This is a genomic window from Paenibacillus sp. B2(2019) (assembly GCF_008370385.1).
Lineage (GTDB): Bacteria > Bacillota > Bacilli > Paenibacillales > Paenibacillaceae > Paenibacillus_AQ.
On the sequence record NZ_VTZR01000012.1, the window covers coordinates 181,854 to 196,357 of the forward strand.

Below are 14,504 nucleotides of genomic sequence, written 5' to 3' on the forward strand. Positions count from 1 at the left end.
ATTACTGCACTTCCTTTCTTCTCTTGGTCCATTCCATCAATAACAGTAGACCTGCGGAAAATGCAGCCAGAACTAGCGCTATTCCTCCAGCAGCCGTTACATTAAAATTCTCAACATCCTGATAGACTAGCGTCGTCGCCGTCTGGGTTTTGTTCATAATGTTACCCGAGACCACGAGCACTGCCCCGAACTCACCTAGTGAACGAGCCACCGTAAGGATGACCCCATACACAACCGCCCAACGAATCGAAGGCCAAGTCACCTTCCAAAAAATTGTCCAGCCACGAGCGCCCAGTGTAGAAGCAGCTTCCTCCTGCTGTGAACCAATCTCCTGAAGCACCGGCATTACCTCACGCACCATTAAAGGAAAGGTTACGAACAAGGTAGCAATGATCATTCCAGGAATGGCATAGACGATCTTCAGCCCAATTCCTTCAAAAATCGCACCCAAGGCGCTATCCGGACCCAGCAGCAGGACAATCATCAGCCCGCCAATGACAGGGGACACAGCATAAGGCAAATCAACAATACTGTTAAGCAAGCCCTTTAGACGTCTATTTATCCAGTTCGCCCGGACAAGATACAGGGCCATCATAATTCCGAACAACGTATTTAATAACGTAACTACGATCACAACAAGCCCAGTCATCATAAGCGCATGCAGCGCTTCAGGCCTAGTCAGAGCATCCCAGAAACCACCAAATCCTTCACTAAAAGCACCTATAGCCATTTTCCCTAGCGGTGCAGCGATTAGCAGAAAAAACACCAAGTAGGTGAGTCCGATCCACAATTTTCTCATGAGCGTCTCCCCCGCATCTGCAGCATATTAATGAGCCAAAGAATGAGAAAAGATAAGGTCAAGAGAATGACAGAAACCGCTGCTGCGGAAACCGGATTATCACTTTCAACTTCACCAAAAATAAAAACAGAAGATACGAGTGTACGACCTGGAATATTGCCTGCTACGAGGACTACAGCGCCGAATTCAGCAAGTGCCCGCGAGAAGGCGAGCATTCCACCGCTGATCATCCCAGGAGCCATAGAGGGGAGAATAACATGCCAGAAGACTCTAGTTCCCTTGGCACCCATTGTATATGCCGCTTCCTCTTCGGAAGGATCAAGTTCCTCCAGCAAGGGCTGAACCGCTCGAATCACGAAGGGAAAGGTTACGAAGACCATAGCAATTACGATTGCCGGTTGATGAAAAACAATTTCAAAACCAAGCGCTTCTGCAGCCTTGCCGATAAGACTACCAGGTCCGAGCAAGAGCAAAATCATCAAACCGCCAACTGCCGTCGGCAGTGCAAATGGTAAATCCACAAGACTATTAAGCAATGCTTTACCAATGAATTGATAACGAATAAGAACCCAGGCAATCATTGTTCCTAAAAAGACATTAATTAAAGTAGCGATGATCGCCAGCTTTAAGGTTAACAGCACCGACTTCCAGGCAATCGGGTCGCTTATGCTTTCCACAAAATTACCGAAACCCAGTGAAAAAGAGTTGTAATAGACCCCAAGTATAGGCAACACAATCAATACTACAAAGTAGAGCAAAATTGTAGTTCGGAAACCCCAAGTCCAACCTTTGTGTCTAAGCAGCGAATTCAATGATTTTGCCCTCCCACCTCCGGATAACCGGTCGGTATACTAACCAACATCTCCATTAATTATTCCTATTTATATACTTGGTTTTATATTATTACTACTTTACCAAATCCTTCTCGTTGTCGTCAATTACTTTCAAGTGAAATTGGGGTAAAATATATATAACAAAGGTTAGGAAAAAGTGGCACATCACAGGAAGGGGAATGATTATGCTGCATACACTGGAGATTACTACAACGAAACGGGATGAATTACGGGATATTACTCGTGAAGTCATTTCTTTTGTGAAAAAAAGCGGGGTGCGTAGCGGGGTGATCGTAGTTTATTGTCCACATACCACCGCAGGAATTGCAATCAATGAGAATGCAGATCCTGATGTGAGGCATGATGTTCTGATGCGTTTGGATGAAGTCTACCCTTGGGAGCATCCGAAGTATCGACATGCTGAAGGCAATACTGCCTCCCACCTTAAGTCTATTACATCCGGACCTTCCCAGAGCATAATCATCCATGATGGCGAACTATTACTTGGACGTTGGCAGGGTATTTATTTTTGTGAATTTGATGGACCTAGACGTAGACAATGTTTCTTAAAAATTATTGAGGGATAAACGATGAATGGCCGCTTCCGTTATTGCTACGGAGCGGCCATTAAAATATAACTAGAATTAAATATTACTTTGACCAAGCAGAGAAGTAGCGTTATACCAATGCACAGCTTTAAAGTGTGAACTTATAAAAAAAACAGCATGTTAAAGGCTGCGACATAAAACCTTGATATGAGCTGATGCTGCCTCTTTTACATCCTCAAATGATACTTTATCTTGGATATAATAAGATATAAATCCGTGAGCGGATAAGAACAAGGTTAGCGGCACGTTCTGCCAATCCTCGGACACATATCCCTCTTCCTTCATATGACGGCGTACAATACTTGAGAATAAATCAAAACATCGTCCCTGCTCTGCTCTACAATAAGCCAGCAGCTCTTCATCACGAATCATAAACATAATTTCATACTGATAAGGATGATCTATTCCAAACCTTATAAACTCCATAATTAGCTGCTCTACTCGAGTCATACCCTCTTCAGGTGGCTTATTCATTACTTGACCAAGCAAAGTAGCCACATGATTAAAATCTTCGACAACAATGGCGTAGAACAATTCCGCCTTCTCTTTGAAATGATAATAGAGAGAGCCGTGGCTGTATCCCAAATGCTGACCGATGCTTCGCATTGAAATCGCTCGATACCCTTTGGTAATAAACAGATGCCTAGCGGCCTCTAATATTCTTTCCCTCGACAACTCCTGCTCCACTGCTCTCCTTGCCATATACCTAATCCCCTTCGCTGTAGTAAATCCGCCGCCCTTCTGTTACCAAGGCTTGCCCTTGGGTTAGATCTGTTATCCATGCCATAAATGCGTCTCCCTCATCATTTCGCGGTAAACATAACAACGTTACTTTATCGGTGAACAAAGTCTCGCCGGTCTGAATACCCCTTCCCCGAAGTTCGTTCTCAACCTTGCCTAGCCAAGTGTAATCAATTTCTACGAATACCTCTCGTCTTAGCACACGGGTGATTACTTCTCCTGCTTCAAGCGCAAGCACTGCCCCATCCGTATAAGCTCTAATCAGCCCTCCGGCACCCAGCATAATGCCTCCGAAATAACGGGTAACAACAATTGCGACATTTTTAACTCCCTGGTTGCGAATTACTTCCAAAATCGGTTTGCCGGCTGTTCCACTCGGCTCCCCGTCGTCCGATTGCCTCTGGATTTCGTCTCTCTCCCCAATCACATAAGCAGAACAGTTATGCGTTGCGTCCCGATGTTTCTTCTTGATGTCTTCGATAAACAACAATGCTTCTTCTTCATTCTCAACTGGCATAACATGACCAATGAAGCGAGATTTGCGAATTACGACTTCCTTGGAACCGGAAGAGCGCACCGTTCGATATTGTTCTAACATAATTATTCCAGTCCTTATATACATATGATGTCTTCATATAATGTCAGGAGCAGCCCCGGTATTGGATTACCTATGGACTGCTCCTGGTGACTTACACTAGTATGAATGGTCTCTAAATTACTGCTGCAATACTATTCTGTAAGTCTTGCTTCCAGCTCTGCTTTTTCTTTTTCGTAACCCGGTTTGCCAAGTAGCGCAAACATATTCTTCTTGTATGCTTCAACGCCTGGTTGGTCGAATGGGTTAACACCGAGCAGGTAACCGCTGATGCCGCAAGCTTTTTCAAAGAAGTAAACCAAATAACCAAATGTGTATGGTGTTTGATCAGGAATAGTAACGATAAGGTTAGGTACTTGACCATCTGTATGCGCAAGCATTGTACCTTGGAAAGCCTTCTTATTTACGAAATCCATAGTCTTTCCTGTTAAGAAGTTCAAGCCATCCAGATCATCTGGATCATTCTCAATGGTAACATGATGAGCCACTTGATCTACTTGGATTACCGTTTCAAAGATATTACGGTTACCTTCTTGGATAAATTGACCCATGGAGTGTAGATCCGTAGAGAAATCAACGGAAGAAGGATAAATTCCTTTGAAATCCTTACCTTCGCTCTCGCCAAACAATTGTTTCCACCACTCCGATACAAAGTGTAAGGAAGGCTCATAGTTCACGAGAATTTCAGTTGTCTTACCTTTGCGATACAGAGCATTACGAACTGCAGCATATTGATAAGCTTGGTTAGTAGCTACATCTGGATTATTGAACTCATCCGCAGCGGCAGCAGCACCTTGCATCATCTCTTCAATGTTAATACCTGCTACAGCGATTGGAAGCAAGCCTACAGGTGTCAATACGGAGTAACGTCCACCTACATCGTCTGGAATGATGAAGGATTCATAACCTTCTTCAGTAGCCAATTTCTTAAGGGCACCTTTTTCCTTGTCTGTAGTAGCGTAAATACGTTTGCGAGCTTCTTCTTTACCATATTTCTTCTCCAGAGCTGCGCGGAAAATGCGGAAAGCAATGGCTGGCTCAGTCGTAGTTCCTGATTTGGAGATTACGTTCACGGAGAAGTCTTTGCCTTCTACTAGATCAAGCAAATGCGTGATGTATGTAGAACTGATGTTATTACCAGCGAAATAAACTTCTGGAGTTTTGCGCTTATCTTTAGAAAGGTTATTGTAAAAAGAATGCGAGAGCGCTTCAATCGCTGCGCGTGCTCCCAGATAAGAACCACCAATACCAATTACAATCAGTACTTCGGAATCGCTCTGGATCTTCTTTGCGGCTTGCTGAATGCGTGCGAATTCTTCCTTATCATAAGCTGATGGAAGATCAATCCATCCAAGATAGTCGGAACCTACACCAGTCTTATTATGCAACTGTTCGTGCGCTAACTTAACTGGAGCGGCAAGGTTGTCAATTTCTTGTTGGTTGAAGAAAGAAAGGGCTTTGGTGTAGTCAAAATTAATCTTCTTAGACATCGGTAATGGAAACCTCCTGTTTATCTCTTTAAATTTGAAACCGCTTGTTACAACTTTATAATTAGGATACTTTAATTTGCCTTGACTGGCAAGGTCTTAGGGCACATCCCGGGCTTTAGAACCAAGTTTTCGAAAGTTTCATGGAAGCGTTTCCCGCATCATTAGGCATGGCTGAGCTGTGGTGCTAGCCTAAGTGCCGTGATAGAATGAAGAAAACGGAAGGTGGCTAAACAAATGAAACAAATCGGTTTTATCGGACTTGGAACAATGGGCGCGCCAATGGCTTCCAACTTGCTTCGTGGCGGCTTTCAGGTGACGGTGTACAACCGTACAGCAGCTAAATGTAAACCTCTTGAAGCAGAAGGTGCCCTGACTGCCCTTACGCCACGTGCCGCCGCTGAAGGTAAGGATGTTATTATTACCATGATCAGTAATGATGATTCGGTTCGTGAAGTGTTTTATGGTCAGGATGGTATTCTTGATGCACTTAAGCCAGGCGGCTTAATTATTGATTCCAGCACAATTTCTCCAGGACTAGTTCACGAAATTGCCACTGCTGTAGAAGCTCGAGGTGGACATTTCCTTGACGCGCCAGTGACCGGAAGCAAGCCGGCAGCTATTGAAGGAACCTTGGTGTTCATGGTTGGCGGCAGTGCTGAAGTTATAGAACAGCATCGCGATATCTTCGATACTTTGGGCAAAAAGCTGATACATATGGGTGAGAACGGCAGTGGTGCTGTAGCCAAGCTGGCTCATAATGCTATGGTCGGCATTCACAACGTTGCCCTGGCTGAAGGATTCGCTATCGCTGTAAAATCAGGTGTTCCAGCTGACAAGTTCCTTGAACTAGTGCAGCTTGGTTCTGCGGGTAGCAAACAAGCAGAGCTTAAAGGCCGTAAAATCATAGAAAATGATTTCAGCAATCAGTTCTCACTTGCATTAATGTTAAAGGATTTGAAGTTAGCCTCCGCCCACAGCGATTTCACAGGCGTCCCTTCACCAATGCTGGGACTAGCCAAAAGTATGTTCCAAGCTGGGTTTACCCAAGGCTATGGCGAAGAAGACCTCTCCGCTGTAGTGAAATGCTATGAAGAGTGGATCGGACAAAAAATGAGTTCTACTGTATCCGAATAACATTTCACTTACTCATGACCGTTTCTCACATGACTTCCAATGTGAGAGGCGGTCTTTTTTAACTAATTAATTACTTATGTAGTTAAAATACACGAACGTTTGTTTGCATTAATAACACTAAATTATTCTTTGTAGTGCAAGAAAAAAAAAGAAAAAGCCCTGCTTTTCAGCAGAGCTTTCTAGTTATCTCTTTATAGAACCGGGTAAGAACAGCAATAATCAGTTACTTCAAATACTTCCAACGCAAATTTTGAGTTGCCAGGGACATTGAACGTTGCCGCTCCCTTAATCTCCTGCCATACCTCAGTGCCGGGAAGCAGCACTTTAAGATCGCCGGACAGAATCTCCATAATTTCAGGACCATCCGTGCCAAATTCATATACACCAGGCAACATGATACCAAGTGTGACCTTAGTTCCATCCTGCAAAATTACCGTACGGCTTGTTACTTGTCCGCCATAATATACATTGGCTGCTTTTTCAATCGTTGCGTTGTTAAACTGACTCATTACTTGTTCTCCCCCTAAGGATTATTCAGTTAATTACAGAAGTGCTTTCACACGGCTAACTACATTCTCAACAGTAAAGCCGTATTCTTTCATTACTCTGTCTCCAGGTGCGGAAGCTCCGAAAGTAGTGATGCCGAGGATATCGCCTTGGTCACCAGTGTAACGTTCCCAGCCAAAGGTTTGTGCCATTTCGATTGCAAGACGAGCCTTAACTCCTGGAAGAATTACGGAATCACGGTATTCTTTATCTTGTTTTTCGAACAGATCCCAGCTTGGCAAGCTGATTACACGAACATCGATACCTTCTTCAGCCAAAGCAGCTTGTGCTTTAACAGCCAATTGTACCTCAGAACCAGTAGCGATCAGTTGTGCTTGTGGAGTGCCATTCTTGGAATCAGAAACAACATAACCACCACGTTTGATGTTTTCACGAACGCCATCAACTGTTCCAGCAAGAATTGGCAAGTTTTGACGAGTCAGAACCAAAGCAACTGGATTCTCTTTGTTTTCCATAGCATAAGCCCATGCTGCAGAAGTTTCGTTAGCATCCGCCGGACGAATAACAGTCAGACCTGGGATGATACGCAGGGAAGCCAATTGTTCGATTGGTTCATGCGTAGGACCATCTTCACCAACTGCAATACTGTCATGTGTCAGTACATAGGTTACAGGCAATTTCATGATCGAAGCCAAACGGATGGCTGGACGCAGATAGTCTGTGAACACGAAGAATGTTCCTCCGAATACTTTAAGACCCGTATGCAGTGCAATACCGTTCATTGCAGCAGCCATACCAAACTCACGTACGCCGAAGTAGATGTTGCGGCCATCATAAGATTCTGGTGTGAATGATGTCAAACCATTCAAATGCGTCATAGTGGAGCTTTCCAAGTCAGCAGAACCGCCCACAAGCTGAGGAACACCAGCAGTCAGACCGTTAAGCGCACTACCGGAAGCGACACGAGTCGATACTGCTTTATCTTCAGTAGTGTAAGTTGGAAGGTTAGCATCCCAGCCTTCTGGAAGATCGCCGTTGATTACTGTTTCGAACTGTGCAGCAAGCTCTGGATATGCTTTTTTGTAAGCCGCAAATTTGTCATCCCAAGCTTTGTTAGCTGCGATTCCGTTTTTCTTCACTTCTGCAAAATGAGCACGCACTTCGTCAGGTACATAGAAATCTTCTTCGTATACCCATTTGTAGAAATCTTTGGTAAGCTTAGCTTCTTCTGCTCCAAGTGGGGAACCGTGAGTACCGCCATGGCCGCCTTTACCTTGTTTGTTAGGGCTACCATAACCAATTACAGTTTTCACTTCGATCAAAGTCGGTTTGCTAGTCTCAGCTTGAGCTTCAGCAATCGCTTTGGCAATAGCCGGAAGATCATTTCCGTCTTCAACGCGAAGTACTTGCCAACCATAAGCATCAAAACGTTGAGCCACGTTCTCGGAGAAGGAAAGGTTCAATTTACCATCAAGGGAAATATCATTTGAATCATACAATACAACCAATTTGCCCAGTTTCAAATGACCAGCGAGTGAAGCGGACTCGGAAGAGATCCCTTCCATCAGGTCACCATCACCACAAATAGCGTAAGTATAGTGGTCAACCACTTTATGTTCATCTTTGTTGTAGGTAGCTCCCAATTGAGCTTCAGCCATAGCCATACCAACAGCCATACCAATACCTTGTCCAAGTGGACCTGTTGTTGCATCGACACCAGCGGTGTGACCTACTTCTGGGTGACCCGGAGTCAAGCTGCCCCATTGACGGAAATTTTTCAATTCTTCCATAGGAAGATCATAACCACTAAGGTGCAACAAGCTGTACAGAAGCATAGAACCATGTCCTGCGGACAATACAAAACGGTCACGGTTTACCCATGTTGGATGATCAGGGTTGTGTTTCATTGTTTTTGCAAACAATTGGTAGCCCATTGGTGCAGAACCCATTGGCATACCTGGGTGGCCGGAGTTTGCTTTTTCAATGGCGTCAATCGCCAAAGTACGAATCGTTGTAATGGACAGGTTATCTACAGTTGAGTTTTCTTCCTTTTGAATCACTTGTTCTTGTTCACTCATTTAATAGTTCCTCCTCTGAAATCTCAAGAATGTCATTTTGACTCTTATTGTATCATTAGTGTGGAAGCAATTCCAATTGTTTTTAAAAACTCTTTATTTGAACAGCTTATCTTTTGCAATATCGACGTATTTATATACACACAAGAACTATGAGACAAGCCAGAATTGCACTAGTCTATGGTCTAGTTTTTAATTGCGACTAAAGATTGTTTTACAATGCTCAAATATACAGTAAGATGGAGTTAGTTAAGCATAATTTTCATTCATTACCCAACATTTCCTAGTGGAAAGGAACTTTGAACATGAGTTCGAATAAGGACATCTTTATTGTGCTTACCGGTACAGGTACGGCCTTTAGTGGTTTTATTAAGTGGTTTACAAAAGCCGATCTGAATCATGCTTCGATCGCCTTTGACTGTGAACTGCGGGAGGTATACAGCTTCGGAAGAAAAAAAATGCACAATCCATTTGTGGCAGGACTAATCCAGGAGAACTTTATCGACCCTTTTTATAGCAGTGCTAATTGTTCCATCTATCAGTTGCGTGTTAGCGCTGAGGAATACGATACGATGTACAATCACGTCCAAGGGATGATGCAAAATCAGGAGCGTTATAAATACCATCTTTTAGGATTAATCGGTGTGCTTCTGAATATTAAAATCGATAGAGAAAATGCTTATTTTTGTTCCCATTTCGTTGCCTCTTTATTTGAAGAAACTGCAGTTCAGCCTGTGAATAAGCCTTCCTGCTTCGTTACACCGGAAGATTTCGCGCTTTCACTCTGTGCACATAAGATTTTTACTGGCAAGCTATCCTATTATTTACGCAGAGCTCAGAGAGCCTCTGCGCGCCCATCCTCTTTACCATTACATACTACTTCGGTTGCCGCACGAATGATGCGAATGAATGAAGACCGGACTGAAGGGGTCGTATAAAAGGTTCTATGCTTGTGAAAAAGGACTAAGCGGATTTAAATCCGCTTAGTCCTTTTTCATTAACCATCAAATAACAAATTGGACCATGTACTGTTTGCACATAAGCTCAAAGCCGATGGATTGATATAGAGAAATTGCGCCTACATTTTCCTCAAGGACATTCAAATATACGTTAGATGTAACCCTTCCCCCCGCTCGGGTGAGCTCGGCACAGATCTTTTTCCCGTAGCCTTGCCTTCTCCATCTTACATCCGTTCCGATGTTCCCCAATTCAACGTAATCTTCGCTATAAATATGGTATCCACCTACCGCAATCAGCTCATGTTGTTCCATCACACCATAGAACGGATACTGTAATTCTTCTTTTGAGAACGCCATTGTATCTAAATCGGCCATTTTCGACTCAATGAGTTCAAAATAAGGGGGACCCAAATGTAAAACGCTTGTATCCACCGGTGGTAACGCTTCTTGATGGATATGCTTCATTAGAAGCAGTTTTTTGGGTGACTTAACAAGTTCAAGCTGTGAAGCGAGTACAGTCATAACTTCTTCATTAACGATTACATTACCGGCAGCATCGTCAGGTAAATTCAGTTGTTCTTTCATAAATGAAAGCACGGACCGGAGACAAAATGACTTCTCCACAGGGAATACGGAAAAAGCATAGAATGGAAGCCCTCTTAAAAAGGCCAATACGCCGAGCAATTCTCCCTGGTCAGTAAAATGTCCATAGTGTACCGAATTATGCTTACGAGCTGTAAGGTATGAATAGTATAAAAAATGCTGTTCCCTATTAATCGAATTCAAGATTGATTTCATTTCCGCTGGTGTTAACTCTCGAATCATGTCCCCTACCCCTATCAATGTTTGATACAATGCTTCAACATTAACATGATCCTGTGAAGTCACGCAAAAAAGATGGGGTGATATAGGCTCCTACTCTACTTAATTCGATGACTCTGGAAATACTCCGACCAATCCGATGATATAACAACGGTAACTGTATCCGTTTTGGTGTTATACGCATTCTGAGCCGTAAAGGTAAAAGTAACAGGGCCATCTGGTAGCTTTTCAAAAGAGCTATCGTACATTTCACCTGTCCAGAAGGTTTTATCGTCGTTAGTTGGGCTGAGCTGCGTAGTGAACCCTCCGTTCATGGTTACTTGCACAGTATCCGGGAGACCTGTTACTGTACCTTGCAGAACAAAACGTTCTCCTGCCCAAAATACGTTGTATCCTCTCGGACTCTCCTCATTGCCGCTCTTTTTCAGATTGTAGCCTTTACGGTTGTTGTTCCACTCTTCGGTGTGCTTAACGCCTCCTTTAATACTCAGTAAATTCACCATGAAGTATTTACGTGGAGAGATATTGCTCCAGTCGTAACCATCAAAGACTTCCACTTCAACGGCATATTTTTCATTCTCAATCAGTGAACCGACTGGAATCTGCCATTGCTTAGCGCTTGATACTTGTTCACCGGATTGGACCTTGATTGCACCAGTGGCCAAGTTAATAATTCGCACCTTATAACGTTGCTGCAGATCTTTGTCCTCATCTTGATAATCCCATTTAATGATCGGGGTAAGTGTACTTGCGATTGTCGGGTTAGATGGATCAACACTGGTTGGGTACGTTATTGTAGTCGTCGGTATCCGGTTGACTACTGTGATGTTCTGAGAAAGCTCACGTTGCAGACCCAATGAATCTGTAACGATTTGTCTAAAGGTAAAGATGCCATTACTACTAAACTGCTTCGTGAAGTCCTTTTGAGTACTTGCTAGGGCTTCTGTTCCGCTTGATTGTTTTAAAAAATACTTGTAGGTTAAAGTATCACCTTTTGGTTCGTCTGGATCACTTGCGGTACTCTTAATGTTCAGAACATCTGTCCGGTAAATCGGAACCTTTGTCGCATCTTTTCCCGTATCTGTGATCAGAGTGAATCCCGGCTTAGGTGCGTTATCGATGATGAATGTTTTTTCATTTGATACATCTGACCATGAAAATTTGGAGTATGCCCGACCTTGCACTGTAAAGTATTCAAACCGTTCAAATGTATTATTTGGGATTTGATATTGTCTTAGCAGTCCTGAAGGATCCGGATTTTCTACAGTGGAAACTAATAGATCATCCTTCGTAAAAAACTCTAATCTATATTTCTCCTGTGGATCATTTTCTGGATCTGTGTATGTCCACTTAATTAATGGATCGCCTTGGTCTGAGTCAATCACAGATGGGTTCGAAGCTGTACCTGAAGGACTAGTTAAAGTCATAGAAGGTGCCCAATTCTCTTTCACTTGGACTTGCAATCCAGCGATATTCGACTTATCGCCTATCTGATCGATTGCCCAATGTTCTAACGTATATACTCCCGGATCTGAGAAGGTAAGCGTAATATCGCGAGTAAGATATGATTTCACTTCACCATTACTGTTCGTTACTTTCCAGTAGTATTCTAATGAGCCTTGATCTGATGTATCCTCATCGATATCCCCTGAAGTATATTGTTTCGTATCATACTGATTTACGGATGAAGGTCCGTTAATCTTAGCAACAGGGACATGATTCTTAACCATAAATGTACGTGTAGCATAAGAGCTTAATTTCCCATCAGAGGCTGTGAGCTGCATTTCCCAACCATCAGAAATGGCTTTTTTATGTGATATACCGTTACGATTAATAAGATCACGAATGGTCATTGATTGATAACGATTGTTTCCTGCCCAGTAGTAGGGAGAGTCATTAAATTTTGCATTCCAGGCATAAGATAAAACATCTCCATCTTCATCCGGATCTGGTGTTAAGTTATCCATTGTGATAATCGTATCGCGGTATATTTCGTTAGGCATTGTAAATGCTGCGGCCGGTGGATGATTGACTACCTGTACATTTTGACTGTACCAATCCGACCACAAGCCACGATTATCATGTACTTGTAGATTGAGTTGATAGTTCCCTTCACCGAATGATGCGATATTCGGCGGTGTTGTCGCTCCACCCCAATGTTCCCATACTTTATTCCATCCGTCTTTGATTACAGTCCAGTAATATACATCTAATGGATCATTATCTGGATCGAAAGATTTGTCTGTAATGGTCGTAGATTTACGATAGAAAACGATATTCGGATCAACGGTAAATAATGCAACGGGTGGTAGATTAACAGACGCATTCCCCACAGTACGTTGACACCAATCACTCCATACACCGATTCCATTATCTCCATCCACATCACGGACCCTTAAACGTATGTCGTAACTGTCTTTTTCAAAAACTCCCCCAGGTGGCTGCCCGTCGATCCACATCTCATCAACGGTCTTTTTATATTGCCATTGCCACTGCATAATCCCTTTATCAGCACTTGTAATATGATCTAAATCGTAGGATGAATCTATTAATTGAACATTTCCATTGATAAGCCTTGCTGAAAAAAGCGCTATTGGCTTGCGATGGACTTTAAAACTCATCGTAGATGCGGCATCTTTACTCCACATCTGATATTCAGCAAAGCGAGCATCCTGTTTCGGTATATCCTTAGCTTGATAACTCACTACATATTGTCCGGTATACGGAAATGAAGTGTAAAGGCTCGTCCTCCATAGTCCCGAATCCCCTATAATCCCCATTGAGTTATCAAAGTAATTCGGATCATGATCATATCTCACTCGATCAGCGTACTTATCATCCCACTCATAATCTTCGTAGGTGGTGCCGCTATTCTCTATAGGACTATTAACGAGAACAAAAGCGTTTCGCTTCAGTCTGTTTGTAACCTTAAAGGTCATACTCGCGGATTCTGACATATTTGAAGGATCTGCTACTTTTACAGTCATCGTATAATCGCCCGGCGGGATCGAATCAGCCACAGCGTCTACGGGGATAGAGAAATACTGATACCCTTTCGTTTGAGATACTACCGTCTTCCTATAAAATATATTTGGTATCTCCGCACTTACGATAAGATCATCATTATCTGGATCGTGAACATATCCCTCGATGTTAAGTATGTTTCGTCCAGGCTCGTTCTGCAGGACTTGATTATTAGGTGTATTTAACGAAATGGTAGGTGGACTATTAGGTATCAAAGGAAATACCCTTTGAAAACTCCAACCAATATACGGCCCTCCATATCCTTTATCTGGACTATATCCACCAAATGGGTCCTGTTGACCTGCACCAAAACTGTAATTAATAACTAATCCTTTTGGAAGTTCACCGTAACTTAAATTCCCTATATAGTTGTAGTAAGGAACATCTGTCACTAGATTAAATGTATGATCGAATGTATTCTGGTCAAACGGTCCAGCAAAAAAGCTCCTATACAATGGGGTCCAATTGGTATTTGGATTTGACCAGTGGCTCGGACAATTATATTGGTAGACTGGTAAATCTAATGGTGCCCCCTCTGGTATTGCCGCTACACAGAGATCCGCTCGAACAACACGTCTATCTAGAGCACTGTCTGAACGATACAAGTTTACTCCTACAGTCAATGTTGCATCTGAACTAATATCAAATGTTAGTTGCTTAGTGGTACGATTATATTTAATATTCGTTAGCTTTTGGTTATTTATTGTCCCACGCATAGTACCATAATTCCAACCAGCGTCATAAAAATCACCATCAGCAGGTATATTTATATCTTTATACGTGATGAAATTTGGATCACCCGTCGCAGCCTCTGCTGTCTGAAGATACACTCCCTGACTAGGGAAAACTCCGAATAGGATAGTGATTATAATTACTAGTGAAAGTATTTCTTTTGTCTTTTTCATTTAAGCACCTCT

General features: G+C 42.8%; 12 protein-coding genes. 3 read left to right on the forward strand and 9 right to left on the reverse strand.

What is annotated here, in order from left to right; genetic code table 11:
- Position 1: 1 nt before the first annotated feature.
- Both PAENI_RS10375 and cysT read right to left on the reverse strand, forming a co-directional pair.
- Positions 2 to 799 carry a sulfate ABC transporter permease subunit gene (locus tag PAENI_RS10375; protein WP_149645170.1) on the reverse strand — a complete coding sequence of 266 codons (798 nt, stop codon included), beginning with the start codon at positions 797 to 799 and terminating at the stop codon, positions 2 to 4.
- Complete coding sequence (gene cysT / locus PAENI_RS10380; RefSeq protein ID WP_042185592.1) at positions 796 to 1,611, reverse strand: sulfate ABC transporter permease subunit CysT; 816 nt, start codon at positions 1,609 to 1,611, stop codon at positions 796 to 798. The genes PAENI_RS10375 and cysT overlap by 4 nt, the downstream gene beginning before the upstream one ends.
- Before the next feature lie 206 nt (positions 1,612 to 1,817).
- Here cysT and PAENI_RS10385 point away from each other — a divergent pair, with 206 nt between their 5' ends.
- On the forward strand, positions 1,818 to 2,219 hold the full coding sequence (locus tag PAENI_RS10385; protein ID WP_042185590.1) for a secondary thiamine-phosphate synthase enzyme YjbQ: 402 nt from the start codon (positions 1,818 to 1,820) through the stop codon (positions 2,217 to 2,219).
- A 141-nt stretch (positions 2,220 to 2,360) separates the two neighbouring features.
- Here the strand turns inward: PAENI_RS10385 and PAENI_RS10390 are convergent, their stop codons facing one another.
- From PAENI_RS10390 to PAENI_RS10400, 3 genes are all read right to left on the reverse strand, one after another.
- A complete protein-coding gene (locus PAENI_RS10390; protein ID WP_076284085.1) occupies positions 2,361 to 2,942 on the reverse strand; it encodes a TetR/AcrR family transcriptional regulator in 582 nt (193 codons plus the stop codon).
- A 4-nt stretch (positions 2,943 to 2,946) separates the two neighbouring features.
- Positions 2,947 to 3,579, reverse strand: a complete 633-nt coding sequence (locus PAENI_RS10395) for a YigZ family protein (RefSeq protein ID WP_076284084.1) — start codon at positions 3,577 to 3,579, stop codon at positions 2,947 to 2,949.
- Between the two features lie 131 nt (positions 3,580 to 3,710).
- Complete coding sequence (locus PAENI_RS10400) at positions 3,711 to 5,066, reverse strand: glucose-6-phosphate isomerase (protein WP_042124930.1); 1,356 nt, start codon at positions 5,064 to 5,066, stop codon at positions 3,711 to 3,713.
- Between the two features lie 234 nt (positions 5,067 to 5,300).
- On the opposite strand from PAENI_RS10400, the gene PAENI_RS10405 reads away from it, so the two are divergent.
- Positions 5,301 to 6,200 carry an NAD(P)-dependent oxidoreductase gene (locus tag PAENI_RS10405; RefSeq protein ID WP_149645171.1) on the forward strand — a complete coding sequence of 300 codons (900 nt, stop codon included), beginning with the start codon at positions 5,301 to 5,303 and terminating at the stop codon, positions 6,198 to 6,200.
- A 191-nt stretch (positions 6,201 to 6,391) separates the two neighbouring features.
- On the opposite strand, the gene ppnP is transcribed toward PAENI_RS10405, so the two are convergent.
- Entirely contained in the window at positions 6,392 to 6,709 is a 318-nt protein-coding gene (ppnP, locus tag PAENI_RS10410) for a pyrimidine/purine nucleoside phosphorylase (protein WP_042185578.1), read from the reverse strand.
- A 33-nt stretch (positions 6,710 to 6,742) separates the two neighbouring features.
- On the reverse strand, positions 6,743 to 8,785 hold the full coding sequence (gene tkt, locus PAENI_RS10415; protein WP_076298280.1) for a transketolase: 2,043 nt from the start codon (positions 8,783 to 8,785) through the stop codon (positions 6,743 to 6,745).
- 302 nt (positions 8,786 to 9,087) lie between these two features.
- Between tkt and PAENI_RS10420 the strand changes: the two genes are divergently transcribed.
- Positions 9,088 to 9,720, forward strand: a complete 633-nt coding sequence (locus PAENI_RS10420; RefSeq protein WP_042124922.1) for a hypothetical protein — start codon at positions 9,088 to 9,090, stop codon at positions 9,718 to 9,720.
- A 66-nt stretch (positions 9,721 to 9,786) separates the two neighbouring features.
- Here PAENI_RS10420 and PAENI_RS10425 read toward each other — a convergent pair whose 3' ends face one another.
- Complete coding sequence (locus PAENI_RS10425) at positions 9,787 to 10,566, reverse strand: GNAT family N-acetyltransferase (RefSeq protein WP_149645172.1); 780 nt, start codon at positions 10,564 to 10,566, stop codon at positions 9,787 to 9,789.
- A 95-nt stretch (positions 10,567 to 10,661) separates the two neighbouring features.
- Entirely contained in the window at positions 10,662 to 14,492 is a 3,831-nt protein-coding gene (locus PAENI_RS10430) for a hypothetical protein (RefSeq protein ID WP_149645173.1), read from the reverse strand.
- Between the last annotated feature and the right edge of the window lie 12 nt (positions 14,493 to 14,504).